The sequence below is a fragment of the Mesocryomonas lacus genome (genome assembly GCF_055730105.2).
Window position 1 is genome coordinate 24303 of record NZ_JBUZWF020000007.1, and the last position, 25350, is coordinate 49652.

The 25350-nt window shown below is 64.2% G+C and carries 26 protein-coding genes; 13 read left to right on the plus strand and 13 right to left on the minus strand.

The annotated features are described in order from the left end of the window. Positions 1 to 31 precede the first annotated feature (31 nt). From ACZLZQ_RS20430 to ACZLZQ_RS20450, 5 genes are read left to right on the plus strand one after another with little or no spacing between them, the layout of a single operon-like run. A complete protein-coding gene (locus ACZLZQ_RS20430) occupies positions 32 to 781 on the plus strand; it encodes an ATP-binding cassette domain-containing protein (RefSeq protein WP_472950941.1) in 750 nt (249 codons plus the stop codon). Positions 782 to 783: 2 nt separating this feature from the next. Next, positions 784 to 1521, plus strand: coding sequence for a glycerophosphodiester phosphodiesterase (locus ACZLZQ_RS20435; RefSeq protein WP_472950942.1), 738 nt, complete (start codon positions 784 to 786; stop codon positions 1519 to 1521). After that, positions 1518 to 2945, plus strand: coding sequence for an alkaline phosphatase family protein (locus tag ACZLZQ_RS20440; protein ID WP_472950943.1), 1428 nt, complete (start codon positions 1518 to 1520; stop codon positions 2943 to 2945). The genes ACZLZQ_RS20435 and ACZLZQ_RS20440 overlap by 4 nt, the downstream gene beginning before the upstream one ends. Further along, positions 2942 to 3880, plus strand: coding sequence for an ABC transporter permease (locus ACZLZQ_RS20445; protein WP_472950944.1), 939 nt, complete (start codon positions 2942 to 2944; stop codon positions 3878 to 3880). Before ACZLZQ_RS20440 ends, ACZLZQ_RS20445 begins: the two co-directional genes overlap by 4 nt. Next, positions 3877 to 4767 (plus strand): ABC transporter permease, encoded by an 891-nt coding sequence (locus ACZLZQ_RS20450; RefSeq protein WP_472950945.1) that lies wholly within the window; start codon positions 3877 to 3879, stop codon positions 4765 to 4767. Before ACZLZQ_RS20445 ends, ACZLZQ_RS20450 begins: the two co-directional genes overlap by 4 nt. Positions 4768 to 4921: 154 nt before the next feature. On the opposite strand, the gene ACZLZQ_RS20455 is transcribed toward ACZLZQ_RS20450, so the two are convergent. The 9 genes from ACZLZQ_RS20455 to ACZLZQ_RS20495 form a co-directional block, all read right to left on the minus strand. Then, a complete protein-coding gene (locus tag ACZLZQ_RS20455) occupies positions 4922 to 5155 on the minus strand; it encodes a hypothetical protein (RefSeq protein ID WP_472936059.1) in 234 nt (77 codons plus the stop codon). A 150-nt stretch (positions 5156 to 5305) separates the two neighbouring features. Further along, positions 5306 to 5770 (minus strand): hypothetical protein, encoded by a 465-nt coding sequence (locus tag ACZLZQ_RS20460; RefSeq protein WP_472936058.1) that lies wholly within the window; start codon positions 5768 to 5770, stop codon positions 5306 to 5308. Between the two features lie 56 nt (positions 5771 to 5826). Next, positions 5827 to 6075, minus strand: coding sequence for a hypothetical protein (locus tag ACZLZQ_RS20465; protein WP_472936057.1), 249 nt, complete (start codon positions 6073 to 6075; stop codon positions 5827 to 5829). A gap of 54 nt (positions 6076 to 6129) precedes the next feature. Next, entirely contained in the window at positions 6130 to 6459 is a 330-nt protein-coding gene (locus ACZLZQ_RS20470) for a hypothetical protein (RefSeq protein WP_472936056.1), read from the minus strand. After that, a complete protein-coding gene (locus ACZLZQ_RS20475; protein ID WP_472950946.1) occupies positions 6456 to 7076 on the minus strand; it encodes a hypothetical protein in 621 nt (206 codons plus the stop codon). The genes ACZLZQ_RS20470 and ACZLZQ_RS20475 overlap by 4 nt, the downstream gene beginning before the upstream one ends. A gap of 550 nt (positions 7077 to 7626) precedes the next feature. Beyond that, positions 7627 to 9105 carry an AAA family ATPase gene (locus ACZLZQ_RS20480; protein ID WP_472950947.1) on the minus strand — a complete coding sequence of 493 codons (1479 nt, stop codon included), beginning with the start codon at positions 9103 to 9105 and terminating at the stop codon, positions 7627 to 7629. A 257-nt stretch (positions 9106 to 9362) separates the two neighbouring features. After that, a complete protein-coding gene (locus ACZLZQ_RS20485; protein WP_472950948.1) occupies positions 9363 to 9665 on the minus strand; it encodes a hypothetical protein in 303 nt (100 codons plus the stop codon). Continuing rightward, a complete protein-coding gene (locus ACZLZQ_RS20490; RefSeq protein ID WP_472950949.1) occupies positions 9652 to 9924 on the minus strand; it encodes a hypothetical protein in 273 nt (90 codons plus the stop codon). Before ACZLZQ_RS20490 ends, ACZLZQ_RS20485 begins: the two co-directional genes overlap by 14 nt. 113 nt (positions 9925 to 10037) lie before the next feature. Then, entirely contained in the window at positions 10038 to 10229 is a 192-nt protein-coding gene (locus ACZLZQ_RS20495) for a helix-turn-helix domain-containing protein (protein ID WP_472950950.1), read from the minus strand. Positions 10230 to 10347: 118 nt separating this feature from the next. On the opposite strand from ACZLZQ_RS20495, the gene ACZLZQ_RS20500 reads away from it, so the two are divergent. From ACZLZQ_RS20500 to ACZLZQ_RS20535, 8 genes are all read left to right on the plus strand, one after another. Beyond that, positions 10348 to 10785, plus strand: coding sequence for an Arc family DNA-binding protein (locus ACZLZQ_RS20500; protein WP_472950951.1), 438 nt, complete (start codon positions 10348 to 10350; stop codon positions 10783 to 10785). Then, a complete protein-coding gene (locus ACZLZQ_RS20505; RefSeq protein ID WP_472936049.1) occupies positions 10782 to 11969 on the plus strand; it encodes a tyrosine-type recombinase/integrase in 1188 nt (395 codons plus the stop codon). The genes ACZLZQ_RS20500 and ACZLZQ_RS20505 overlap by 4 nt, the downstream gene beginning before the upstream one ends. A 374-nt stretch (positions 11970 to 12343) precedes the next feature. Next, the gene (gene paoA / locus ACZLZQ_RS20510; protein ID WP_472951097.1) at positions 12344 to 12982 is read left to right on the plus strand and encodes an aldehyde dehydrogenase iron-sulfur subunit PaoA; all 639 of its coding nucleotides are present in this window, start codon (positions 12344 to 12346) and stop codon (positions 12980 to 12982) included. Continuing rightward, positions 12979 to 13929 (plus strand): FAD binding domain-containing protein, encoded by a 951-nt coding sequence (locus ACZLZQ_RS20515; RefSeq protein WP_472950952.1) that lies wholly within the window; start codon positions 12979 to 12981, stop codon positions 13927 to 13929. Before paoA ends, ACZLZQ_RS20515 begins: the two co-directional genes overlap by 4 nt. 3 nt (positions 13930 to 13932) lie before the next feature. Next, positions 13933 to 16137 carry an aldehyde oxidoreductase molybdenum-binding subunit PaoC gene (gene paoC / locus ACZLZQ_RS20520; RefSeq protein WP_472950953.1) on the plus strand — a complete coding sequence of 735 codons (2205 nt, stop codon included), beginning with the start codon at positions 13933 to 13935 and terminating at the stop codon, positions 16135 to 16137. Positions 16138 to 16583: 446 nt separating this feature from the next. Then, a complete protein-coding gene (locus ACZLZQ_RS20525; protein ID WP_472939779.1) occupies positions 16584 to 16796 on the plus strand; it encodes a cold-shock protein in 213 nt (70 codons plus the stop codon). Positions 16797 to 17343: 547 nt separating this feature from the next. Next, the gene (locus ACZLZQ_RS20530) at positions 17344 to 17559 is read left to right on the plus strand and encodes a cold-shock protein (RefSeq protein ID WP_188853002.1); all 216 of its coding nucleotides are present in this window, start codon (positions 17344 to 17346) and stop codon (positions 17557 to 17559) included. A 455-nt stretch (positions 17560 to 18014) separates the two neighbouring features. Beyond that, positions 18015 to 18758, plus strand: coding sequence for a BA14K family protein (locus tag ACZLZQ_RS20535; RefSeq protein WP_472950954.1), 744 nt, complete (start codon positions 18015 to 18017; stop codon positions 18756 to 18758). 101 nt (positions 18759 to 18859) lie between these two features. Here the strand turns inward: ACZLZQ_RS20535 and ACZLZQ_RS20540 are convergent, their stop codons facing one another. From ACZLZQ_RS20540 to pyc, 4 genes are all read right to left on the minus strand, one after another. Next, entirely contained in the window at positions 18860 to 20266 is a 1407-nt protein-coding gene (locus tag ACZLZQ_RS20540; RefSeq protein ID WP_472950955.1) for a pilus assembly protein TadG-related protein, read from the minus strand. A 9-nt stretch (positions 20267 to 20275) separates the two neighbouring features. Continuing rightward, a complete protein-coding gene (locus ACZLZQ_RS20545; protein ID WP_472950956.1) occupies positions 20276 to 20872 on the minus strand; it encodes a TadE/TadG family type IV pilus assembly protein in 597 nt (198 codons plus the stop codon). Then, positions 20872 to 21435 carry a TadE/TadG family type IV pilus assembly protein gene (locus ACZLZQ_RS20550; protein WP_472950957.1) on the minus strand — a complete coding sequence of 188 codons (564 nt, stop codon included), beginning with the start codon at positions 21433 to 21435 and terminating at the stop codon, positions 20872 to 20874. Before ACZLZQ_RS20550 ends, ACZLZQ_RS20545 begins: the two co-directional genes overlap by 1 nt. A gap of 351 nt (positions 21436 to 21786) precedes the next feature. Beyond that, positions 21787 to 25248, minus strand: a complete 3462-nt coding sequence (gene pyc / locus ACZLZQ_RS20555) for a pyruvate carboxylase (RefSeq protein WP_472950958.1) — start codon at positions 25246 to 25248, stop codon at positions 21787 to 21789. Between the last annotated feature and the right edge of the window lie 102 nt (positions 25249 to 25350).

Sequence of the window (25350 nt, forward strand, 5' to 3'; positions counted from 1 at the left end):
CAAGACGTCATGGTGGCGCAGGGCGGAGCCGGTGCGCGCCGTCGACGGCATCGATATCGCGCTCGGCCCCGGCGAGACGCTCGGCATCGTCGGCGAGAGCGGCAGCGGCAAGTCGACGCTCGGGCGCATCGCCGCCGGCATCGAGGCGCCGAGCGCCGGCCGGGTGAGCTTTCGCGGCGAGCCCTATGCGGCGATCGGTTCGCCCGCATGGCGGCGCCAGCGCCGCCATGTCCAGGTCGTCTTCCAGAACCCCTCGCAGGCTCTCGATCCTCGGCTGTCGATCGCCGCACAGGTGCGCGAGCCGATGAAGGCGCACGGCATGGACGCTGGTGGCAGCACCATCGAGGCCATGCTGGCGCGCGTCGGCCTGGCCGGGCTCGGCGGCCGTTTTCCGCACCAGCTGTCGGGCGGCCAGTTGCAACGCGCGGTGATCGCCCGGGCCCTCTCGCTGTCGCCGGACGTGATCGTCTGCGACGAAGCGGTGAGCGCCCTCGACGTCTCGGTGCAGGCGCAGATCCTGAACCTCTTGCAGGACCTGCAGGTCGAGTTCGGCGTCGCCTTCCTCTTCATCTCCCACGATCTTGGCGTCGTCCGTCATGTCAGTCACCGCATCGCGGTGATGCGCCAGGGGCGGATCGTCGAGACCGGACCTGCCGCCGAGGTCTTTGCCAAGCCCGAGCATCCCTACACGCGCGCGCTCATCGCTGCCCTGCCAGCCGCCTCGCCGGCCGCCCGCCGGCAGCGGGATGCCCGCGCTCTTACCTCCCTCTTGAAAGCCTGACCATGCCCGATACAGTCCTGCCAGCGATCGTCGCCCATCGCGGCTATTCCGCCGCCCACCGCGAAAACTCCCCCGCGGCCTGGCGCGCGGCAGTCGACACCGGCGCCGACGTCGTTGAGGTCGACATCCGCATTACGCGCGACGGCGTCCTCGTCTGCTGCCACGACGCCGACCTGCGCCGCCTCGCCGGCCGCCTGGAGGCGATCGCCGACACCAGCGCTACGGAACTCGTCGCGGTCACGGTGGACGGAGAGGTGGCAGCGCCGACGCTCGACGTTCTCTTTGAAACGCTACCAGCCGGCCATTCCATCCTCTTCGACGTCAAGGACGAGCGGCCCGAGGTGCTCGACCGGCTCGTCGCCGCGGCTGCGCATTCGGGGCACGACGGGCTGATCTTCGGGCTGCACACGCTTGCCACGGTTCGCCACGTCCGCGCGCTGACGGCGGCTAAAATCCTAGGTCTTCTCGCATCGCCGGCGGAGGAGGACGCGTTCTTCGCGGCCGGCGGCGACATCCTACGGCTGTGGGAGACGGATGCGGCCCACCTCGGCGGCATCATCGGCCGCGGCCGCTCTGTCTGGGTCACCACCGGTCATCACGGCACGACGCGCGACGTCGGCGAGTTCGACGCCGACGCTCTGCGCCGCATGAGGGCCGACGGCGCCAGCGGCTTTCTGGTCAACGACCCCGTCGCGGCGCGTCAGGCCCTATCTTCGTCAATCCCGGAGTTACTCGCATGACCGCCGGCTCGACGCTTCTCGTCTGCTTTGACGGCCTGCGCCGCGATCGCGCCACGGCCGAGCGTATGCCCCGCCTCGCCCGCTTCATCGCTGGCGGCACCGACATGGCCAACGCCCGCAGCGTTTTTCCGAGCGAGACGCGCGTAGCCTCGACGAGCACCGTAACCGGCTGCGCGCCGGGCCTGCACGGCCTTGTCGCCAACCAGTTCATCCACCGGGCGGTGCAGCCGGACGGCCTGTTTAACACGGCCGACCACAAGGCGCTCGCCCGCGCCGATGCGCTCGGCGTCCTCATCGACCGCGAAAGCCTCGGCCAGCGCCTGGCGCGCGCCGGCAAGGGATTTGCCGTGGTCACCACCGCGACGCCCGGCGCCACCACGATGATCAGCTACGGCGCGGCAAAACTCGGCCAACCAGTGTTCTCGGTCTATCCGGGCGTCGGCACGCCGGAGCTGATGACGACGGCCGCCGACCGTTTCGGCCCGGTGCCGGTCGCCGCGACGCCGAATACCGCGCGCGTCGACTACGCGGCGCGGGTCCTCACCGAGATCGTCCACCCACAGCATCAGCCTGATCTCTCGATCTTCTGGATGTCCGATCCTGACATCACCTCGCACGGTTTCGGCGTCGATGCCCCGGAGACGATCGCAGCGCAGCGCGGCTGCGACGACGCCTTCGGGCGGATCCTCGACTGGTGGGAGGCGGGCGACGGTCCCGAGAACATCGTCGTCATGTCTGACCACGGCCACATCACCGGCTCGGCGAAGCTCGACCTCGCCGCCGCGCTGCCGGACTATCTCGAATGGCTTTCGCCCGGGAGATTTTCCGGCCTTTATCTGCCCGATCCCACCGCCGGCACGATCGCCGCCGCCGTCGAGCGGCTGGCGCAAGAGCCTTTCTGCGGGCTGATCCTCGTCACCCTGCCGGGCGATCGCGGGGGGACCGTTCCGGGCGCCCTGCCCGCTTCCGCTCTTGGCGGCGGTCATGCCCGCTCGGCGCCGGTCTCCTTCACCCTTCGCGCTTCGCCGGCACCGAGCTACGGCGCGCCGGAAACCTGCCTCTTTACCGGCGGCATTGAGGCCGGCGGCGGTATCCATGGCGGGCTGACGCGCGGCGAGCTCCACACGGTTCTGGCAGGCTCCGGCCCGGCGTTCCGAGCTGGCTTCGTCTCCGAGACGCCGTGCTGGCTGCCGGACATCGCGCCGACGCTGCTGACGATCCTCGGCCTTGCCACGGACGGCACCAGCGGCCGCGTCCTCGCCGAGTCCCTGGCGACGGGCGACGGCACCGCGCCGGAGGTCGACCGACGGACACTGGGCGCCAGCCTCGGCGTTTACGAGCAGGGCGTCGAGCAATGGCTCGTGGAGGGACGGCCAATCACCGATTTCGGCTGGTCGACGGGACAAAGCGGGTCGCCAGCATGACCGCACGCTTCCTTCTCACCAAGCTGTTGCGCGCTGCCCTGACCCTAGTCCTCTCGGTGACCTTCGTCTTCATTGTCCTGCGCATGTCCGGTGATCCGGTGACGCAACTCCTTCCGGACGACGCACCGGCTGCGGTGGTCGCCGCTTACCGCGAGATGCTCGGCCTCGACCGGCCCGTGCCGGAGCAATATGTGCGCTACGTCGCGGGCATCCTGCGCGGCGATTTCGGCGTCTCGTTCCGCGACGACCGGCCGGCGCTGGGCGTCGTCCTCGAACGCGTCCCGCAGACGCTTCAACTCGGTCTCGCCGCACTCGCCCTGACGCTTCTCCTCGGACTCGGCGCCGGCGTCCTCGCGGCGCTGAAGCGCGGCACAAGCACCGACCACGCTACCATGGCCTTCACCATCATCGGCCATTCCATGCCGAACTTCTTTCTCGGCATCCTCCTGATCCTCCTCTTCGCGATGACGTGGCGAGTGCTGCCGAGCTCGGGATTCGGCACGTGGCAGCACATGGTGCTGCCGGCGGTGACGCTCGGCACCAGCTATGCTGCGACGGTCGCGCGCTTCACCCGCTCCTCCCTGCTCGAAGTCCTCCACCAGCCTTACATGCGCACCGCGCGAGCGAAGGGCGTACCCTTTGGCCGCAGCATCCTTGGCCATGCCTTGCCGAACGCCGGCATTCCCATCGTCACGGTGATTGGCCTTAGGATCGGCGCGCTGATCGGTGGCGCCGTGGTGGTCGAAACGGTGTTCGCCTGGCCCGGCATCGGCCAGCTTCTCGTCAACGCGGTCGCCGCGCGCGATCTCGCCGTGGTGCAGACGGTCGTCCTTCTCATCGCCTTCACCATGGTCGCCGTGAACTTCCTCGTCGACATCACCTATGGCTGGCTCGATCCGCGCATCGGCACCGGCCACAGCGAGGCCCGGGCATGACTTCCACGTCAGAGACTGTCGCTGGCGAGGCGGCAGCGAAGCCGCCGCGCCGGCGGCGCATGCCCCTGGTCATCCTAATCTGCTGCGCCTGGCTCATCCTGGCGCTCGTCCTCGCTGTCGGTGCCGACTGGCTCGCGCCCTACGGCTATGCCGAGCAAAGCCTCCTGAAGCGCCTGAAGCCGCCGGCCTTTCTCGGCGGCGATCCGGCTCATTTCCTCGGGACCGACGGGCTCGGCCGCGACGTTTTCTCGCGGCTGATCTACGCCATGCGCTCCAGCCTTCTCATCGCCTTCTGTGGCACGCTGATCGGCTCCGTCGTCGGCACCTTCCTCGGCTTCCTCGCCGCTCATTTCCGCGGCTGGGTTGAGGAGGCGATCATGCTGGCCGTCGACTTCCAGGCCTCGATGCCCTTCCTCATCATCGCGCTGGCGGTCCTCGCCTTCTTCGGCAACAGCTTCGAGCTGTTTCTCTTCGTCATCGGCTTCTACGGCTGGGAGGTCTATGCGCGGCTGACGCGCGGGCTCGTCCTGCAGGCGAATGCCCAGGGCTATGCCTTTGCGATCCGCACGCTCGGCGTCCACCCATTCCGGATCTATCTCCGGCATGTCCTGCCGAACATCCTTAGCGTCCTCGTCGTGCAGGTGACGCTGAACTTTCCCGAGCTGATCCTGCTCGAAACCTCGCTCTCTTTCCTTGGCCTCGGCGTCCAGCCGCCGCAGACGAGCCTCGGCCTGATGCTCGGCGAGGGCCGAAACTACATCGCCACCGCCTGGTGGATGGCAATCCCTGCTGGCATAGCGATCTTCTTGACGACGCTCGGCGTCAGCCTTCTCGGCGACTACCTTCGTGACCGCCTTGATCCGACACTGCGTACTGCAGAGCAGTAGGGAGAGCCTGTGACTCCCTCCTTAGTAGGGATCAGCACACCGAGACAAAGAGTGAAGAGAACTTTTACATTGATTTAAGGGCTGGGAGCCGAACGGCAGCTTTCCCTTCGCCGCCCCTAGATCGATCAGGCGCTAGGATAGCTTGCGATGTATCTTATTTCGAAAGGATGGTGTCCGATAGCTCTGAAATCCTGTCCTCGACGCGCTCGATCGCCTTGGCAATCTGCCCGGCGATGTCGGCCAGGTTGGGCGCATGAGTCGCATCGGCCGTGCGGCTCTCGTACACCCGGGCAAACTCAAAGAGCGCGGCGGCTATCAGGCATGCGCCTTGGCCGTCTGCTGCGCCTGTCGCGATGTGCTTCCTGATCGTGCTGTCCAGATCGGCCAATGTCTTGATCCCGTCGGAGAAGGGTGGCGCCTTGGCGGAGTGGGAGACTCCGGTAGGAAGCGCTGTCGCGGCCGTGAACCCCGTCAAACGTTCAGCCGACCCCACATTCCGCGCGCGGACGGACAGAACACACGCGGGAAACTGGATGATTTAAGTCCGGCCGTGAGCCCTGATCCTCGAACCGCCGACGCATGCTCTCAACGATATCGACGCGAAGCTTCTTGACGGCGACAGCAGGGGCTCGGCTCGGACTGGGCTCATCTGGAGCCATCGCCGCCTCACGGCGGCCTGCGCTTCGGCCTGTCGCTGTTTCGCGTTCTCAACGATGTCGACGCGGAGCGGAGGCTTGGCGGCCACCGCCTCACGCTGCACGACTTCCAGCCGCATCTGACCCGCTGCGGCATCGCCGCGCAGCTCATTCATCAGCTCGGTGCTGCGCAGCGATGTTTCCGCCAGGTTCTGGCTCGTGGCGATCTGCTGCTCCTCGAGACGATAGAAGCAATTTCGGGCCGCCTCGCTTAGCCGGCTCGCTGTCCGATGTGTCTTAGCTGCCATCTCGGCTGCGGCTTCAATCGCCTCAAGGCAAGGCCTACGTGCGGTTGGGGCAATAACCATCTGCCGGTCGACTCCTGCGGTGTGATGGCCTGAGGATCTGGCAAAGGCTGGGACATTCAAACCCCGTCTTGAAAGTCCTCGACTAAAATGCGGGTCAAGTGTTTCGCTTGCGGAACCGGGAGATTGCTCGACAGGATGCGCCACCAGGTTGTTGCCGGATCTGCCGACGGCGCCGAGGCGCTGTAGCGCGCGCTCGGCCAGCGGTTTTGCTCATATCGCGATGCGCTGAGCGCCATGAGCCGGGCCGCGGCCGTGGGCGAAAAGGAATTCCATTCCGGCAACAACCGCCACAGGGCGCGGAGCATATCGTCGCGCTTTGCCAGAGCTTCGCCACGTGCTGGTGAGACACCGCCACGGGTTCAGAAGCCTAGCGCTCGGTCGAGGGGAATGCTTGCACCCTCAGCGCGCCAGCGTTGAAGAGCCACACCGATCCTGCGGGCGCCCTCGGTCTCGGCTTTCTCCAGCTCTAGAATCGCCTCGTCCATATCCTCGAATAAGTTTCGCCTTGAACTCCGATCACTCATCGCTTCGAGACGGGCTTCTGGGTTGTTGTGGTCGGGGCGGCGATCGGCAGCAGTAGCAGGCAGGGAGTGCTCAGACGTTACATCGCCGGAAGGGGCAAACGCCTCAGCCATGACGCTTTCGACCAGCCAGTCCCAATGGGTCACTCTGACGGTTTCATCGGTCATTGATCGTCCTCAAAAACCGTATCGAGGACGCTATCGACCAGGCGAGGCAGCGCGTCGGCGGATGCTTGATGCTTCTCGGCGAGAACCACGCGCTGTGCTCGGAACTCGTTACGCAGCAAATGCAGCACGTCGCGCTGCGGGATACCAAATTTGCTCGCCACCGCGCTCGCCATGGCCGAGAACGACCCCTCGAAGGCCACCAAGGCGGTGGCGGCTTGCCTCATCATCTCGGCCCGAACCGCCGCGGTTTCGGTAAATCGACCGGATCGGGCTGCCTCTTCTTCGGCGGCCTTCCGGTTCGCCATCTGACTGCCCTTAAGCTTTTCCCGCTTGAACTGTTCATCGAGGCTGTCGGGCCGGGGCGCCGGCGGCGCGTTCTCAGATTCCTGCGAGGTGAACTCCAGCCTGGTGTTCATCCCGTTGCCGAGCGCCTGGCTCGGGTTTCGACGCTCGCGAATTTGCTTGATCGCTCGGGCGACCACGATGCGAGCATCTCGGCCAGATCCGAAGAGCGCATCCGGTCCGACGATGCCGGAGCGGAGGTATCGAGTGATGACGGCGGGGTCGACGCCGATGTGCCGGGCGAACTCGGACTTGCCCATGGTGCCGTCAGTCATTGTTCACAAATCCACTTCGTTGGGCTGGCGAGAAATTGCCTTTGACGGGCTTTTGACACTCCGCAAAGCGTGTCTGACTAGAGAGGTTTGGGGCGTTTCCGCCCCGCAGGGGGCAGAAGCAGGCCGATACGGTCCCTGAATGGGGGGCTGGATGGGACGCTGGAGTTCAGGCTGTCCCGGCGCGGCACTGCCGAGGCAGAAGGACATCCCCTCGCAAGCCATTGTCTTCCGCCGTGCAGCGCGCCTGACCACAAGGCTCGGAACCCGGTGCACGCCGCCATGCTTCGCTGGTTTAAGGTGGCGGGGGCCTCCAAGGCCCCGCTACCTATTACGTTAGTAATAGGGTTGGGCGCGACGCGCTGGAGGCCCCGCAAATGCTCGGTTGGTACCCGTTGGTAGGCGGTTGGTAGGCCGGTTGGTAATTCTGGTTGGTAAGTGCCGGTTGGAAGCCTGGAAATGCTTGGTTGGCGACAGTTGGAAGGCGGTTGGTAGGCGGTTAGAAGGCCGGTTGGTAATTCCGGTTGGTAGGCGGTTGGTAGGCTGGTCGAAATCACTCTTCGACCTCCTGCTTCATGACGATCTGCGACCGACGCCTAGAGATTGGACCGGTCTCGATGATCTCAATCCGGCCCTTTTCCAAGAGGCTGTTCATCGCCGCATAGAACTCCCGCGCCTTCACTCCTTCAGCCATCGGATGGTCCGCGAAGAGCGCAGGGGCATAGGCGGGGCTTTTGGCAGGAGAGATCGGCCGATTTTGCCCAGTGAACCGGATCACCATTTCCAGAAAGACACGCTCGGCCCGGCTTCTCCGTGCTCCTGCATCGAGATGCCCGAGACGACCAGCGGGACCGTCAACCGAGATTAAACGACCCTCACTCCACTCCAAGGTAATGGACCCGCCGATCGGGCCATAGTTGGCTTTCATGGTCTGCAGGATGCGGCGCTGGGGGTTCAGCTCGGTCTTGTCATCACCGATGTCACGTCGAAGGTAGAGGCGAGAACGAGCGCTGTTCGACCAGGCGGTGTTCCCGCTGGTACCGCTGCCGCTTGCCATGCCTGACAGCGATGGATGGGACAGCACCACGATTGCGCAACCGAACTCGATTGCGACGCCTCGTAGCTTTCCGATGAACTGGCGAGCCGAGGATCGGACGTTCTCGTTACCCGCGAACACGTCAGCCAGATTGTCGAGAATGACGAGGACCGGCCGCTCGGCCCGGATGACATCCTGCAGCTTTGCGAAGAGGCCAGTCCATTTGACGAGCCCAGTTTTCGGATCGTCGTTCGCCAGGACCGCATCCTCGCCCGCGAGCAAGATGATGCGCAGGGTTTCGGCCGCCGTCAGATCGATACCATCGGCCTCGGCGATCTCGCTGAGGCGTATATGGGTTTCGGCCTGATCATCCTCGGCTGAAAAATAGAGGCACGGTCCCGCCCGAACATTGAGGTTCAGCCAGCGCGTTGAGGTCGAGACGCCCAATGCAAGCTGCATTGCCAGTAAGCTCTTTCCCGTCCCGCCATCGCCAGCGAGAAGGGTCACGTTCTGCATCGGGATCAGCCCGAGCGAGTCGATGAATTCTCGGTGTGGCTTGTCGATACCGGCGAAGCTGGAGGCTGAAACGATATTCAGCCCGACGGGCGTTGCCTCAGCTGGGGCAGCATCCCCATCCAGCGGCGCAAATGGGCGGCCCCAGACGCGGGCGATATAAGCTTCGGTAACATTGAGGCTATGATCGCCGCGCGAGGTAACGCCATCAGGAATCGATAGCACCTCGCCCTCATCAAGGAACGGCGACAGTGAGGCCTCAGGCAGGAAACGCAATAGATCACAAGCCTTCTCGATCTCAAGCATACGATCGCGTTTGGCAATCGCATCCTCTAGAGCGGCCTTTTGCTCTGCCGAAATCGGTCCAAGCTGGCTCAGCCATTCTTCGGCTTCGTCGCCTGTTTCGATAAGAATCTGCACGCCCAAATCGCGCTGCCGGCTCTGCGCCTTCGCCCTGGCCAAAATAGTTTGAACCAATGCCAAGCCAGTAGGACGCGTCCTGCCAGTGCGAAGGCCATTGCCGTCATTCGGAGAAACCACGTGCGATCACCGAACCCTTGAGGTGTCTTCGAGGTCTCGCCACCGCGCAAGTCGGCTAGATGCCTTGGCTTCCTGGGCTGCAAGCTCGGCGCGATAAAGCCTCCCAGCAAGATGAGCGAGAAGCTTTGCTAGCGACATGAGCACGATCGCTGTGGAAGTCCGCAGCCATGTGAGAAGGATGCCGTAGGACATGCGGAGCATTAGCGCGCCTCCCTGCCGAAGTAAGTGAGGGCGGCTTGCACCAGCGGCTTATGAATATCGCTGTCGCCGACCTCCATATCCTCGGCACACAAGCGGACTGCCGCGACGGCGCCGTCATAGGTAGTGGCCGGGGGAATATGGTCTCGCATCTCCATCCATAGTGGCCTGAAGGTAGCCGCGTACATGCGCTCCAGCTCGTCGTCGTCGTCGCCTTCGGTGGCGTTGTCGTATAGATCGCACTGGTGGCGGTAGCGGGTGATCAGGTCTAGCAGCGGGTCGCCAACGCTTTCATCGGCTCGCATTGTGAAACTCCGGATACAGAGCATCGAGCACGTCGATCGCGGTTTTGATTTCGGTCGCCATGGTCGTCATGGAATCCGCTAGCTGGTGGCGCTGCGGGTCGCCGTCTTGCCATAGCTCCGCGAGGAAGGTCTGCACTTCACAAAGTCTGCTGACCCGAACGATGGGGTTTTCGAGGAGTGCAAATGCCTGCGAGCGGGCACTTAAGCCGTCAGTCATTGCGGATGATGGAGTATCGGTGGTACGCTTACCACTGTTCATAATCGTTCCTTTTGGGGGAATTGTTGGACCATGGCTCGGGAGCGTTGGCGCGCTCGCCGAGCCTTTCGCTTTCTGGCGTAGTGTCTGCAGGAGCCTGGACGCCCAGCTGTTATTCACGCCGCCACCTCAGCGAAGAATCGCTCAAGCGCTTCCCGCCGTGCGACCCAGCGATTTCCAACCTGGCGCGCCGGAAGATGGCCCGACGCACACACGTCGTAAGTCTGGCGCTCGCTGCGGCCGATGATTTTCGAAATCGCTTTGATTCCCCAGACCAAATCGAGTGGGCTCTCGGTAAATTCCGTCATTGAGTGTAACCCTTCCATAACCATACCCATTGGGTATGTGATAACCATACCCATCGGGTATGCTTGACGTCAATCAAATTTTATACCCATTGGGTATGATAGTTTGGGAGAGTGCCAAATGGCAGAGACGCGCAGCAAACCGGATCAGTATCAACTTCGATTTCCCTTGTTGATGCGAGACAAACTAAAGAAAGAAGCGGACGAAAATGGACGGTCACTGAACGCCGAAATAATCACGCGTCTAGAATATTCATTGTCCCCAATGCCGCACTCACAAATTATCCGCGTTCTGATGGACATGAATGAGAAGCTGTTGGCAGGTCGCGCCGAGGAGCTTGTTCTTTTGCCCGGTATTCAATCGGAAATTAGACGCCTTGCAGACGAGCGAGGAGTATCTCCACAGATATTCACAAGTAGACTAGTTATCGAGGCGATCGAGCATTTAGATCAGAACACAGACATCGGCCAGGAGCTGGCAGCTCGGGTGCTGGATGGGATAAAACTCGATGAACAATACAAGGGAGAAGAAAAAAACTATCTAGAGGGAAGAGAATGAGTGTTCGCAAACGCTCTTGGATCACTGCCACCGGTGAGGCAAAAACCGCATGGGTGGTCGACTACGCGGACGCGGCCGGAAAACGCCGGCTCAAAACGTTCAAGCTGAAAAAAGAGGCCGACGCCTTCTCCGCGACGGCAAATGTCGAAGTGCGTCAGGGTGTGCACGTCGCCGACAGCGCGAGTGTGACTGTTGCGAAAGCCGGCGAGTTCTGGGTTGGCACCGCGGAAGCCAACCACCTCGAGCGCACGACGGTCGCGAACTACCGATCTCACCTGTCCCTGCACATCGTGCCCCTGATCGGCGGCATGAGGCTCACCGCATTGTCGGTCCCTGCCCTACGCGCATTTGAGGATCAGCTACGGAAAGGTGGCCGCTCTGCGCTGACGGTCCGCAAGGTGATGGTGAGCCTCGGCTCTCTGCTTGCAGATGCACAGGAACGTGGTCTAGTCGGACGCAACGTCGCTCGGGACATGAGCGGCAGGCGGAGGGGATCGGACCGACAGCAGGACCGTCACAAGGGCCGCCTAAAGATTGGCGTCGACATTCCCACCCGTGACGAGATCAAAGCGATTGTGGGAGCTCTGGAGGGCCGCTGGCGGCCGATGCTGCTAACGGCGATTTTTACCGGCCTACGGGCGAGCGAACTGCGCGGGCTTCGATGGAGAGATGTAGACCTCGCCAAGCGCGTTCTCCATGTCCGGCAGAGGGCCGACAGGTTCAATGAGATCGGAAGGCCGAAGTCGATCGCTGGGGAGCGCACAGTGCCGGCGTCACCGATCGTCTGCAACGCTCTTAGGGAGTGGCGACTAGCGTGTCCGAAGGGTCAGCTCGGCCTCGTTTTCCCTAACGGATCCGGCAACGTCGAGCAGCTGAACAATATCTCTCGCCGCGGTTTGCACCCAACGATGGTCCGAGCTGGCGTGACGGTCGAGGAAAAGGGAGCTGACGGCGAGCCGGTGATCTTGCCGAAGTACAGCGGTATGCATGCTCTGCGCCACTGGTACGCGTCTTGGTGCATCAACGCGACGAAGGACGGAGGCCTCGGCTTGTCGGCAAAGGCAGTGCAGGAGCAGCTCGGCCACAGCACGATTGCTATGACGCTGGACGTCTATTCGCACCTGTTCCCGAAGGGCGATGACGGTGAGGAATTGGCTGCCGCGGAGAACGCGCTACTGTCTTGATGCGACATGACTGCGACATAGAGGCTAAAAGCACAGTCATTTCAAGTACCGTCGCCATATTCCTAATCTGAGGGTCACTGGTTCAAATCCAGTCGGGATCACCAAGAACAGCCGGATCTGAGTGTCGTAGCGGGTGCTCTAGGCCGCCCGTTCCGACGCATGCTGTCACCCACGTGAAACCGCATCCAAACTAATCCTCTGAACTCCACTTCTCCGAAGCGTGACCGGACGCGAGGCAACACGATGGGGTCGCCTCCGTTGATCGTTTGTGCCGCCCTTTAGAATGGCTCCAGGTTCGTGCTCCCCTCGAGGTGATCGAGCTACGAGACGTGAAGGGCGGCAAAGTATTTGGATGATCACGGATTGGACGTATGATGCAGAAATCCTGCAGCTTTGAACTGAACCGCCGCGAAGTCATGGCGGGAACGGCGGCGACGGCGGCGGTGAGCGCTTTGCCTGCCGGCGCCCGGGCCGCCGAGACGGCACCGGCGGGCGCGCCGGTGGTGTCCAAGGTTTCCTTTACGGTCAATGGCGAGGCGCACTCGCTCGATCTCGATCTGCGGACGACGCTGCTCGACGCGCTGCGCGAGCATCTGCACCTGACGGGGACGAAGAAGGGCTGCGACCACGGCCAGTGCGGCGCCTGCACCGTGATCGTCGAGGGCCGCCGGATGAACGCCTGCCTGTCGCTGGCCGTCATGCACGAGGGCGAGACGATCACCACGATCGAGGGGCTCGGCCAGCCGGACAATCTGCACCCGATGCAGGCGGCATTCATCAAGCATGACGGCTACCAGTGCGGCTACTGCACGCCGGGGCAGATCTGCTCGGCGGTCAGCGTCATCGAGGAGGTGAAGGCCGGCATTCCAAGCCATGTCAGCGCCGATCTCAACGCCGCCCCGGAGATGACAGCCACCGAAATGCGCGAGCGCATGAGCGGCAATCTCTGCCGCTGCGGCGCCTATTCCAACATCGTCGACGCGATGACCGAGGTTGCGGGAGTGCCGGCATGAAATCCTTCACCTACGAGCGTGCCGCCTCGCCGCAAGCTGCTGCCGCCTCGGCGGCGAAGACACCCGGCGCCAAATTCATCGCCGGGGGCACCAATCTTCTCGACTTGATGAAGCTGCAGATCGAGACGCCGGGGCACCTGGTCGACGTCAACGGCCTTGGGCTCAATACGATCGAAGCGACGACCGAGGGTGGTCTTCGGGTCGGCGCGCTCGTGCGCAACACTGATCTTGCTACCGACGCCCGCGTTCGCCGCGACTATGGTGTCCTGTCCCGCGCTCTGCTGGCGGGCGCCTCCGGCCAGCTTCGCAACCGCGCGACGACGGCGGGCAACCTCCTGCAGCGCACGCGCTGCCCGTATTTTTACGACACCGCCCAGCCCTGCAACAAGCGCCAGCCCGGCTCCGGCTGCTCGGCGCTCGAAGGCTTCTCGCGCCAGCTGGGCGTCGTCGGGGTTAGCGATGCGTGCATCGCCACCAATCCGAGCGACATGAACGTCGCGCTACGGGTGCTCGATGCCGTGGTGGAGACCGTCAGCCCCGATGGCACCGAGCGTAAGGTCCCGATGGCCGACTTCCATCGCTTGCCCGGCGATACGCCGGAGGTGGAAACCGTTCTTCAGCCTGGCGAACTCATCACGGCGGTGACGCTGCCGGCGCCGATCGGCGGCACGCAGGTCTACCGCAAGGTCCGCGATCGCGCCTCCTACGCTTTCGCCCTCATCTCTGTCGCCGCCGTCGTGCAGCCGGATGGCAGCGGACGCGTCGCCGTCGGCGGCGTCGCGCCGAAACCCTGGCGGGTCGAAGCCGCCGAGGCCGAAATGCCCCGCGGCACCAAGGCCGTCACCGAAAAGCTGCTGGCCGACGCCCGGCCGACCGAGGAGAACGCCTTCAAGCTGTCGCTGGTCGAGCGGACGCTCGGGGCCGTGCTCTCCGATGCGAGGAACTGAGCCATGAAGTTCGACACGCCTGCCACCACCAACCCGATCGACCGCATGAAAGTCGTCGGCCAGCCGATCGACCGCATCGATGGCCGCCACAAGACCACCGGCACCGCGCCCTACGCTTTCGAGCGGCATGACGCGATCGACAATCCCGCCTACGGCCACATCCTCGGGGCAACGATTGCCAAGGGGCGGATCACCGCGATGGATACGGCAGCCGCCCGTCGCGCTCCCGGTGTGATCGCCATCGTGACGGCCGAAAATGCCGGCACGCTCGGCAAGGGCAAGATGAACATCGCCAAGCTGCTTGGCGGCCCGGCGGTCGACCACTACCACCAGGCGATCGCCATGGTGGTCGCCGAGACATTCGAGCAAGCGCGCGCAGCCGCGCATCTCATCGACGTCACCTATGCGGAGGAGAAGGGCAGCTTCGACCTCGCAGAGGTGCATAAGGAAGGCGTCAAGCCGGAAGGCGAGGAAAAGGACCCCGACGCCACCGTCGGCGATTTCGACGCGGCTTTCTCCGCCGCCGAGATCAAGCTGGAAGAAACCTACACCACGCCCGACCAGGCGCATGCGATGATCGAGCCGCATGCCTCGATGGCTGTTTGGGACGGTGACGACGTCACGGTCTGGACCTCCAACCAGATGATCGACTGGGCCGTCGGCGACATCGCGCTGACGCTCGGTGTCGACAAGGAAAGGGTGCGGGTGATCTCGCCCTTCATCGGCGGCGGCTTCGGCGGCAAGCTGTTCGTGCGCTCCGATGCTGTGCTCGCCGCGCTCGGCGCCAAGGCTGCCAAGCGCGCCGTCAAGGTCGCGCTGACCCGGCCGATGGTGTTCAACAATACCACGCACCGCCCGGCGACAATCCAGCGCATCCGCATCGGCGCCGGCCGCGACGGCAAGATCACGGCGATCGCGCACGAGGCCTGGTCGGGCAACCTGCCCGATGGCAAGCCGGAAATGGCGGCGGCTCAAACCCGGCTGCTCTATGCCGGTGCGCACCGTCATATGCGCACGCGCCTGTCGCACCTCGATCTTCCCGAGGGCAATGCGATGCGGGCGCCGGGCGAGGCGCCGGGCCTGATGGCGCTGGAGATCGCGATCGACGAGATGGCCGAAAAGCTCGGCATGGACCCGATCGACTTCCGCGCTCTTAATGACACGCAGGTCGATCCGGAAAACCCGGAGCGCCGGTTCTCGCAGCGCCAACTCGTCGAGTGCCTGAGGACGGGCGCCGAACGTTTCGGCTGGTCGAAGCGCAACGCCTCGCCCGGAATGGTCCGCGACGGCCGCTGGCTGGTCGGCCACGGCGTTTCCGCCGGCTTCCGCGACAGCCCGGGCATGACCTCCGGCGCCCGCGTACGGCTCGGACAGGACGGCATCGTGACCGTAGAGACCGACATGACCGACATCGGCACCGGCAGCTACACCATCATCGCCCAGACCGCGGCGGAGATGATGGGCGTCCCGGTCGACCGGGTGGCGGTGAATCTCGGCGATTCGAGCTTTCCGGCGGCAGCTGGTTCCGGCGGACAGTGGGGCGCCAACTCGTCCACCGCCGGCGTCTATGCCGCTTGCGTCAAGCTGCGCGAGGCTGTGACGGCCAAGCTCGGCCTCGCGGCGGCCGATGCGGTGTTCGAAGACGGGCGCGTTCGGTCGGGTGGTCAGGACATCGCCTTGGCCGATGCCGCGCGCGACGGCGAGATCGTTGCCGAAGACAAGATCGAGTTCGGCGACCTCGGCGAGAAGTTCCAGCAGTCGACCTTCGCGGGCCACTTCGTCGAGCTTGGCGTTGATGTGGCGACAGCCGAGGTGCGGGTCCGCCGGATGCTCGCCGTCTGCGCCGCCGGCCGCATCCTCAACCCGAAGACCGCCCGCAGCCAGGTCATCGGCGCGATGACCATGGGCGTCGGCGGGGCGCTGATGGAGGAGCTGGCCGTCGACACGCGCCGCGGCTTCTTCGTCAACCATGATCTTGCGGGCTACGAAGTGCCGGTGCACGCCGACATCCCGCACCAGGAGGTGATCTTCCTCGACGAGACCGACCCGACGACCTCGCCGATGAAGGCGAAGGGTGTCGGCGAGCTCGGCCTCTGCGGCGTCGGCGCGGCGATCGCCAACGCGATCTACAACGCCACGGGCGTCAGGGTGCGCGACTATCCGGTCACGCTCGACAAACTGATCGACCGCTTGCCGCAGGTCGCTTAGGCCGCACGGAACGTTCGACATGAACAATCGGGCGGTGCTGGGGAAACCTGGCGCCGCCCGAACTGCATCTGGCACGACGGACGGAGCGGACACGTCCCAGAATGACGCAGCGCACCATAGCCGGCAATCGTCCTTCCCTTGCGAAGCACCGGAGCGACTGCCATATCAAGAAGGCTCGGGCATTTGCTGACCCGGAGAACTGGTGAGACGTTTTACAGCTGCGGGTCTCCCCGCGGATATGCTGCCGCATTTCGGGCCGGCGTTTGCTGGCCCCGGGCTTCCAGCAAAATTCACGACTTCGACCCTTTCGCCGACATGACGTAAACTTCCGACATCACCGGCGCCCTCCCCTCGGACGGCGTCACTTCCATCGGAAGCCGTGCGCCGACGCCCGCCTTCCGGACCGATCGGGATTTCGTCGATCGTCAGTGAAAAAGGGTACTGTCATGAGCCAGACCGGCACCGTGAAATTCTTCAACTCCTCCAAGGGCTTCGGCTTCGTCACCCCGGACGGCGGCGCGAAGGACGTGTTCCTGCACGTGACCGCGCTCGAGCGCGCCGGCATGTCCTCGATCGAGGACGGCGCGAAGATCACCTTCGACGTCGAGCCCGATACCCGCGGCAAGGGCCCGAAGGCCGTCAACGTCCAGCGCGCCTGAAACGGGCAAGCGTATCCGCCGGACAGGTCCGACGGGTGGCAGCGAACAGATCGAAGGGCTCGCCGCAAGGCGGGCCCTTCTTGCATCGTGGCGCCGCATCCAGCCCTATCTCAGCAGGAAGACCTAGTATTTAAGGCTTACTATTTAGGTCAGTCCGACAGCCAAACCCAACGAGCCCTTCATAAGGCTCTATACCATATTAGTTGTCTGGCAAAACAAATACGATCGATCTCAGTATCGCCGCCTCTCCGTCACATCTCAACATCGTAAATTCTGCATACAAACATCTAGCTACAGTTGATGAGGGTACGCGGAAAGACCGTCAAAAACTTTTACTTGCATTCACGCGCCGTACCTTGCAAAAAAAAGGAGGTTGGGGCAACTTCGTGAACACAGTAACTGAACGAATGTCGGGTCGGAGGCTTTAACCTCCGAGTAGGTGGCCGGGACGGGCGCCTGCGATGTATCGCTTCTCTTCCTTGCCGTTCGAGACTTGCCTGCGACAGCTGACGTGGCGCAGCGAACCGCCAAGGAACAGGGATTGGCAATGGCACAGACTGGCACCGTGAAGTTCTTCAATACCGAGAAAGGCTTCGGCTTCATCAAGCCTGACAATGGCGGGGCCGACATCTTTGTCCACATTTCCGCCGTCCAGGCCTCCGGGCTTAATGGCCTTGTCGAGAACCAGAAGGTCTCCTACGAGACTGAGCCGGACAAGCGCGGCAAGGGCCCGAAAGCCGTGAACCTCGAAGCAGCCGACTGAGGCTATCTTCGGCCTGCGCCACAGCGCGCGCAGCACCCCGCCGTGCCTGTGCGTCAACGGCGGAGGGCTGTCGCGAGGCTATGGGGATAGCCCTGCAACCGCACGGGCGCCGCGGAAGTCGGACGACTTCGCTGCCTGCCGTGTCCGAAGGATACGCAGGACGTTCGGGGAAGTATGGGCCGCGCCCTGCGGCGGCCTTGGTCTGGCTGCATCCTTAAGATCGGCGTCCGGGCTGGCGAGATCGACGCCAGGCTGGACGTCTGCCGGGACATGCCGTTCCCGCAACGACGGTTTCCGGTCCCGCGTCAGGGCATTCACCTTCGAAACAGGCCGGCCGTCCGCATTTTCCTGTGCATGAAGTGCTCTGTGAACCATTCTGAAACGATTTTGTCTGGCACGCGGAATGCACCGCGTCACACATCACCCTTCAACGGGTTTCAATGTGGGACACAGCCATGCGCACCATCTGTCTCGCCCTTGCCGCCCTGACGCTCGCCGGCAACGCCACGGCTGCGGCCGAAAGGAGCTATGGCTTCATCGACATCGCCAGCAATGGCAGCATTACGGAATCGCTCTCCTCCGCCCGGTCGGGCCGGGGCGTTGCCGTCTCTGGCTTTAGCCGCGACGACCGGGACACGGGCATCGATCGGAACCGCTGGGATCGCCGCGAGAATGCCGCGCGCGCCGATCGACGCTTGGAGGCCCGCGGCTCCATCGTCTATGTCGGCCGCGCCATCGATCCGGCCGATCGCCCCTACATCCCCTCGCTCGACGACGTCGCCTATGGCGGGTCCGGCACCTATGAATACGACTACGACCGTTCGTCCGGCTATGGCGGCTACGGCTACGGCTACGGAGATGGCGGGAGCATCGCTGCGACGCCTCGGTTTCCGTCGGGACCGAAGATCATCGACATCGAGACGGAGCGGCTCGACCGTCACCCGGTCGGCGGCAAGGGGATCGAGGTGATCTCTAACGGCGGGCCGAAGATCATCCGCATCGCGCCCGGCTACTCCCGCGCCGGCCGGCGGGAGGCGAGCGTGGAAACCAAGCCCGAGACTTCTGCGACCGGCTATCTGCAGCCATGGTCGGAGGCCTGGACGCGCTACTGCATCAACGCCTTCGCCAGCTTCAACCCGGAACTTGGCACCTATCTCGACGCCGCCGGCCGGAGCCGCTTCTGCACCGCCGGCGAGTAGTCCGCGCGCCGGTCTACCGGGTCCGCTGAGGACATTTCAGACAACTTTATGGGTCGATAAAACTACCAACCGTCAAATACGGCAGCCGTTCGTGCGGTGGCTCAGCGGCTGACTCGCAGGCTGGACAGCGAATCGCCGATCTTGGCGAAAGCGGTCTGCAGGTCGGCATTGGTCGGCGAGTCGAAGAAGAACGCCGACTGGCTCGCGCAGCCTCGCAGCAGCGTTTTAACGTTTTCGCCTGGATTGCCGAGGGCTACCGTATATAGGGTGATACTGGCATTCTTCATGTTCGTGCAGACGGCCTTGAGTTTATCGTCGAGAATGTCATTGGACTTGGCAAATAGATCCAGCTTAGCATTCTCAGTTGCTGTATAATAAACATAATTGCGCCCATCGTAGCGGTACCCGTCTCTGGCGGTTGCTGTGGTATTGATGCGGATGTCAAAGGAGCAGGTGGCTAAAGTGCGTGAGCCTGTGCAGGTGGCTTTGCCGTAAGCGGTATCATCGTTCATGCTGTTTTCGCCGTCGGTCATGATGACAGCAGCCTTACTCATGCCGCTCACCCCGTAGTTCAGCGGCAACGTTGTGCCCATCGTTCCACCCCAGACCCCTCGCCAGTTCGGCGACAAAAGGTTCCAGCCCCACTCCGCCCCGTGAACGATCTGCGTACCGCCCTGCGCTTTCAGGTCTTTGATAGCCGCCACCAGCGTGGCTTTTGTCGAAGTTAGAGGGGTGATCGGCGGGGGGCAGTAGTCCTCACTGAAGTAGGTATTGAACTTCGCAATAGGCGGATCATCCTTGATATCGCGGCCGCTGAAACGTGCTTGTACACAGCCTTCCCAGTTCGTAGTGCTCCCGGTCACCCAGCTGCTTCGGGTCCCGCCGGTGCCGATGTTCACCGCTTGAGAGAAGGGCACGATGCCGACATGGAGTTTGTCGACGGTCGCCTCGCTGCCAAACAGGATATTCAACAGGGTATTGCTCGCCGTCTTCAAGCTAGCAAGCCGGCCATTGCCATTCATGTCCATCGACCCCGTCACGTCGAGGATCAGCGCCACTTCCAGCCCCCCCATCGCCCGCGTCACGGTCGTGCTGGCACTGGTGCTCATCAGCTTGATGTTGAAGAGCTGCATGAAGCTGGTGGGGGCCGAGGCGGTGGCGGTCACCGTCAGCGTCTCACGATTGCTGCTGGCGACCGAGGTGATCGAGGCGATCTGCGCGCCGATATAGCCGTCGAGAAAGTTCGCCCGCGCGAACTTGCCGACCTGGCCTTGATAGTCCGTGGTGCTCAGCCGTGCGACCGCCGACAGGCTCGCCGCATCGATCGATGCCTGCAGCTTGGCATGCATCAGCATCAGCCGTGCCCCATCAACGGCAAAGCCGGCGCTGCCGACGAGGACGAAGAGGGAGACGGCGATCAACGGCAGGACGCTGCCGCGTCGGTCGCGGCGAAGACGGGCCAGCGCCGCTCGGTATCGGCGAAGCGGAGAGAAACGAAGTGCGGCCATGTCGACCTCTCAACAGCCCGAAACGGTGGTCAGGGCGCCGAGCCGCGGCCGGAAGACGGCGGTCTTGTAGACGATCCTGGTATCGATCGGGATCAGGGTGAACATCGGGGTGTAGGTGTAGAAGACTTCCGCCACGATGACGTTGTCGTCGGCATCCAGCACCAGGCTTCCCGGCAGCGTCGCCACGTTCTTCAGCTTGCCGATCCGGCTTGCCTGCGCCGTCGTGCCGCCGCCTCGGCATTGCCAGGCGACGGTCGGCGCGTCCGTTACCTTGACCTTCACCGCCGAGGTCAGGATGACGTAACCCTTGGTCCCGAAATCGGCCTTGTCCATCACGGCCGAGGAGGCGCTGAGGATGTCGGCGATATCGGCTGAGGTGACCTTGTCGTAGCGGGCAACGGCATCGGCGACGGTCGATGCCATCTGCGCCGCCTGGTAGTGGACCTTGATGAAGCCGGCGATTTCCGTCGTCCCGAGCAGGAGGACGAGCAGCACCGGGCTGGCCAGGGCGAGTTCGATCGCAGCGACGCCCCGCCGGTCGCCCAACCCGATGGCAAGCCGGCGCACGCGCCGCCACACGGCCGGGATGGTCGGGCCCCTCCGCATCAATAAGGCTCGTTCTGGATCACCGCCGTCGCGGTGAGGATGATCGTGCCGGTGCTCGAGATCATCCGGCCGACCAGCGGGGTGAAGAACGACCAGGGGTAGGTGACGGTGTAGATCACGATCTGGCTGGTGCCGCCGAGGCCATCCTTGCCGCGATCGAGATCGTATTTCCCGTTGCCGTTGACGTCGGTGTAGCTCTCGCCGTCGTCGCGCTTGCCGTTGCCGTTGGCGTCGGTGAAGGGCTCGGGCTTGCCGATGTCATCGAAGCCGCCATAGGCCTTGCTGGTGACCGTCAGCTTGCTGGGCGTCAGCAGTGCCCCGGCCTCCTGCGTGATCTGCGCAAGCACCATGGCGTCGCGGGTGGTGCTGGCGGCGACGTAGCCCGTCCGCCCGAGCCGCGCCGCCGACGACGTGGCATTGCGCAGGAGGATGTCGGCGGTAAAGCAGAGGCCAAGCTCCACCGTCCCGAGCATCAGAATGAAGAGGACCGGCGCAATCAGCGCGAACTCGATCGCCGTCGCGGCCCGCCGGTCGCCATAGGCCCGGCAGACAAGACTGCGCAAGGCGGAACGCCGCACCCCTCCAGTATTCAGGTCACTCCGTAAATAGATGGCCATGTGGTGTCCGGCATTGTCCAATAAAGGATAACCCTTGCCACCAATCTATCGAGTGCATGATTGAGACGGTCTTAAGTTTTGAGCCATGCATAGCTGGCCACAGATTATAGAGAACGCAGGCCGGCCGCGAGAAACGTCGCCTATAGCAGCGCTCGCAGTGCTGCGAGCGCGCGATGACCGGAAAACGGAGCATGCGGTAACCTGTGTTCCAAGGCGCCCACCCGGTCGAAGAGATGAGGCCCTGGCGCGGCAGACGAAACAAGCGAGGCGGCAGCAGTCCCGCCGCCCGCTTCTTCCTCAGTCCGGAGCGAAGGCGACCAGCAAATCCTTGGCGTCGACCTGATCGCCGAGCTTGACGTGGACGGCCTCGATCCGGCCGTCGCGGTCGGCGTGCAGCGCCGTCTCCATTTTCATCGCCTCGATCGATAGCAGCACGTCGCCGGCCTTCACCTGCTGGCCGGGGGACACGGCGAGCGTCGAGATGACGCCCGGCATGGGCGCGCCGACATGGGCTGCATTGCCGGGCTCAGCCTTCGACTTCGCCGCCGCCGTGGCGCCGCGCGTCCGATCCGGCACCTTCACCCGGCGGGGCTGGCCGTTGAGCTCGAAGAAGACGGTGCGCAGTCCCTTCTCGTTGGTCTCGCCGAAACCGAGGCAGCGGATCACCAGCGTCTTGCCGCGCTCGAGATCGACCAGCACCTCCTCCTCCTGCGCGATGCCGTAGAAGTAGTTCGGCGTCGGCAGGCCCGAGACAGGACCGTAAAGCTCCTGCGTCGCCACGAAGTCGGTGAACACCTTCGGGTACATCAGATAGGAGGCGAAGGCCTGATCGCTGAGCATCGTCTCGAGCTTCGCATCGATCTCGGCGCGCATGGCCGCAAGGTCCGCATCGGGGATCAGCGAACCCGGCCGCGCCGTCACCGGCGCCTCGCCCTTCAGGATCTTCTTCTGCAAGGCCTCCGGCCAGCCGCCGGCGGGCTGGCCGAGGTCGCCGCGCATCATCGAGACCACGCTCTCGGGGAAGGCGAGCTCCTTGGCGGGATCCTCGACGTCGGCGACGGTGAGGTCCTGGCTCACCATCATCAGCGCCATGTCGCCCACCACCTTCGAGGACGGCGTCACCTTGATGATGTCGCCGAACATCTGGTTGACGTCGGCATAGGTCTGCGCGACCGCGTGCCAGCGGGTCTCGAGGCCGAGCGAGCGCGCTTGCTCCTTGAGGTTGGTGAACTGGCCGCCCGGCATTTCGTGCAGGTAGACCTCGGAGGCCGGGCCCTTCAGATTGCTCTCGAAGGCGGCATACTGGTTGCGCACCGCCTCCCAGTAGAACGAGATGCGGCGGATGGCGTCGGCCGAGAGGCCGGTGTCGCGCTCGCGTCCCGCCAGCGCCTCGACGATGGAGCCGAGGCACGGCTGCGACGTCGCGCCCGACAGCGCGTCCATTGCGGCATCGATGGCGTCGACGCCGGCATCGACGGCCGCAAGAACGGTCGCTGCGGCAATGCCCGAGGTGTCGTGGGTGTGGAAGTGGATGGGGATGCCCACCTCCTCCTTCAGCGCCTTGAACAGGACGCGGGCCCCCGCTGGCTTCAGGAGGCCCGCCATGTCCTTGACGCCGAGGATGTGGGCGCCGGCCGCCTCCATCTCCTTGGCGAGACCGACATAGTATTTGAGGTCGTATTTCGGCCGCGCGGAGTTGAGGAGATCGGCGGTGTAGCAGATCGCCCCCTCGCACAGCATGTCCGCCTCTCTGACAGCGTCGATCGAGACGCGCATGTTCTCGATCCAGTTCAAGCAGTCGAACACCCGGAACAGGTCGACGCCGCCCTTCGCCGCTTCCGCAACGAAGGTCTTCACGACGTTGTCGGGGTAGTTGGTGTAGCCGACGCCGTTCGAGCCGCGCAGCAGCATCTGCAACAGGATGTTCGGCGCCCGTTCGCGCACCAGCGCCAGCCGCTCCCACGGGTCTTCGGTGAGGAACCGCATGGCGACGTCGAAGGTCGCGCCGCCCCAGCACTCCAGTGACAGGAGCTGCGGCAGGCCGCGGGCGTAGGATTCGGCAATGGCGGCGATGTCGTGCGTGCGCACCCGCGTCGCCAGCAGCGACTGGTGGCCGTCGCGCATCGTCGTGTCGGTGACCAGCACCTGCTTCTGGGCAAGCATCCAGTCGGCAAAGCCCTTGGGCCCGAGGGCGGTCAGCTTCTGCTTGGTGCCCTCGACCAGTTCCTCGCGGAACACCGGCACGCGCGGCAGCGCGTGGTCGGCGCTGGGCTTTGGCCGGCCGCGGGTCTCGGGATGGCCGTTGACGGTGACGTCGGCGAGATAGGTCAGGAGTTTCGTCGCGCGGTCGCGCCGCTTCACCTGGCTGAACAGCTCCGGCGTCGTGTCGATGAAGCGGGTGGTGTAGCTGTTGTCGTGGAATTTCTCGTGCGTGATGATGGCTTCGAGGAAGGTCAGGTTGGTCGCGACGCCGCGGATGCGGAACTCGCGCAGCGCGCGGTGCATGCGCGCGATCGCCTCGCCGGGCGACGGCGCCCAGGCCGTTACCTTCTCCAGCAGCGGGTCATAAAAGCGCGTGATCACCGCGCCGGAATAGGCGGTGCCGCCGTCGAGCCGGATGCCGAAGCCGGTCGCGCCGCGGTACGCGGTGATGCGGCCGTAGTCCGGGATGAAGTTATGCTCGGGATCCTCCGTGGTGATCCGGCACTGCAGGGCATGGCCGTTGAGCTTGATGTCCTCCTGCTTCGGCACGCCAGATTCCGGCGAGCCGATCGCGTGGCCGTCGAGGATGTGGATCTGCGCCTTGACGATGTCGATGCCGGTGACGACCTCGGTGACCGTGTGCTCGACCTGGATGCGCGGATTGACCTCGATGAAGTAGAATTTGCCGCTGTCGGCATCCATCAGGAACTCGACCGTGCCGGCGCCGACATAGGCCGTCGCCTCGGCGAGCTTGCGGGCGTAGCCGGCGAGCTCCCGGCGCTGGGTGTCGTCGAGATAGGGGGCCGGGGCGCGTTCGACGACCTTCTGGTTGCGGCGCTGGATCGAGCAGTCGCGCTCGAACAGGTCGACGACGTTGCCATGGGTGTCGCCGAGGATCTGCACCTCGACATGCCGGGCGCGCTCGACCAGCTTTTCAAGATAGACCTCGTCCTTGCCGAAGGCGGCCTTCGCCTCGCGCTTGCCCTCCATCACCTCGCGCTCGAGGTCCTTCTCCTCGCGCACGGCGCGCATGCCGCGCCCGCCGCCGCCCCAGGACGCCTTCAGCATCACGGGATAGCCGATCTCGCGCGCCATGCGGCGGACCTCGTCCATGTCGTCCGGCAGCGGCTCGGTCGCCGGCACCACGGGCACGCCGACCTCGACCGCGAGGTTGCGCGCAGCCACCTTGTTGCCGAGCCGGCGCATGGTATCGCCGGTCGGGCCGATGAAGACGAGCCCGGCCGCATGGCAGGCATCGACGAATTCCGGGCTCTCCGAGAGGAGACCGTAGCCGGGATGGATCGCATCGGCGCCGGAGAGTTTCGCGACGCGGATCACCTCCTCGATCGACAGGTAGGATTCGATCGGGCCAAGATCCTTCGCGAGATGCGAGCCGCGGCCGACCTGATAGCTCTCGTCTGCCTTGAAGCGGTGCAGTGCCAGCTTGTCCTCCTCGGCCCAGATCGCCACGGTCCGCAGACCGAGCTCGTTGGCGGCGCGGAACACGCGGATCGCGATTTCGGAGCGGTTGGCGACAAGAATCTTGGCGATGGACAAATCAGGCTCTCCCTCAGCGCGCCGCCAGGCTGATACCTATCCGGTCGCAACGCCCGAGATTGCGTCGGCGGCGGCGCTTTCGCAAGCGCGAAGACGGAACTG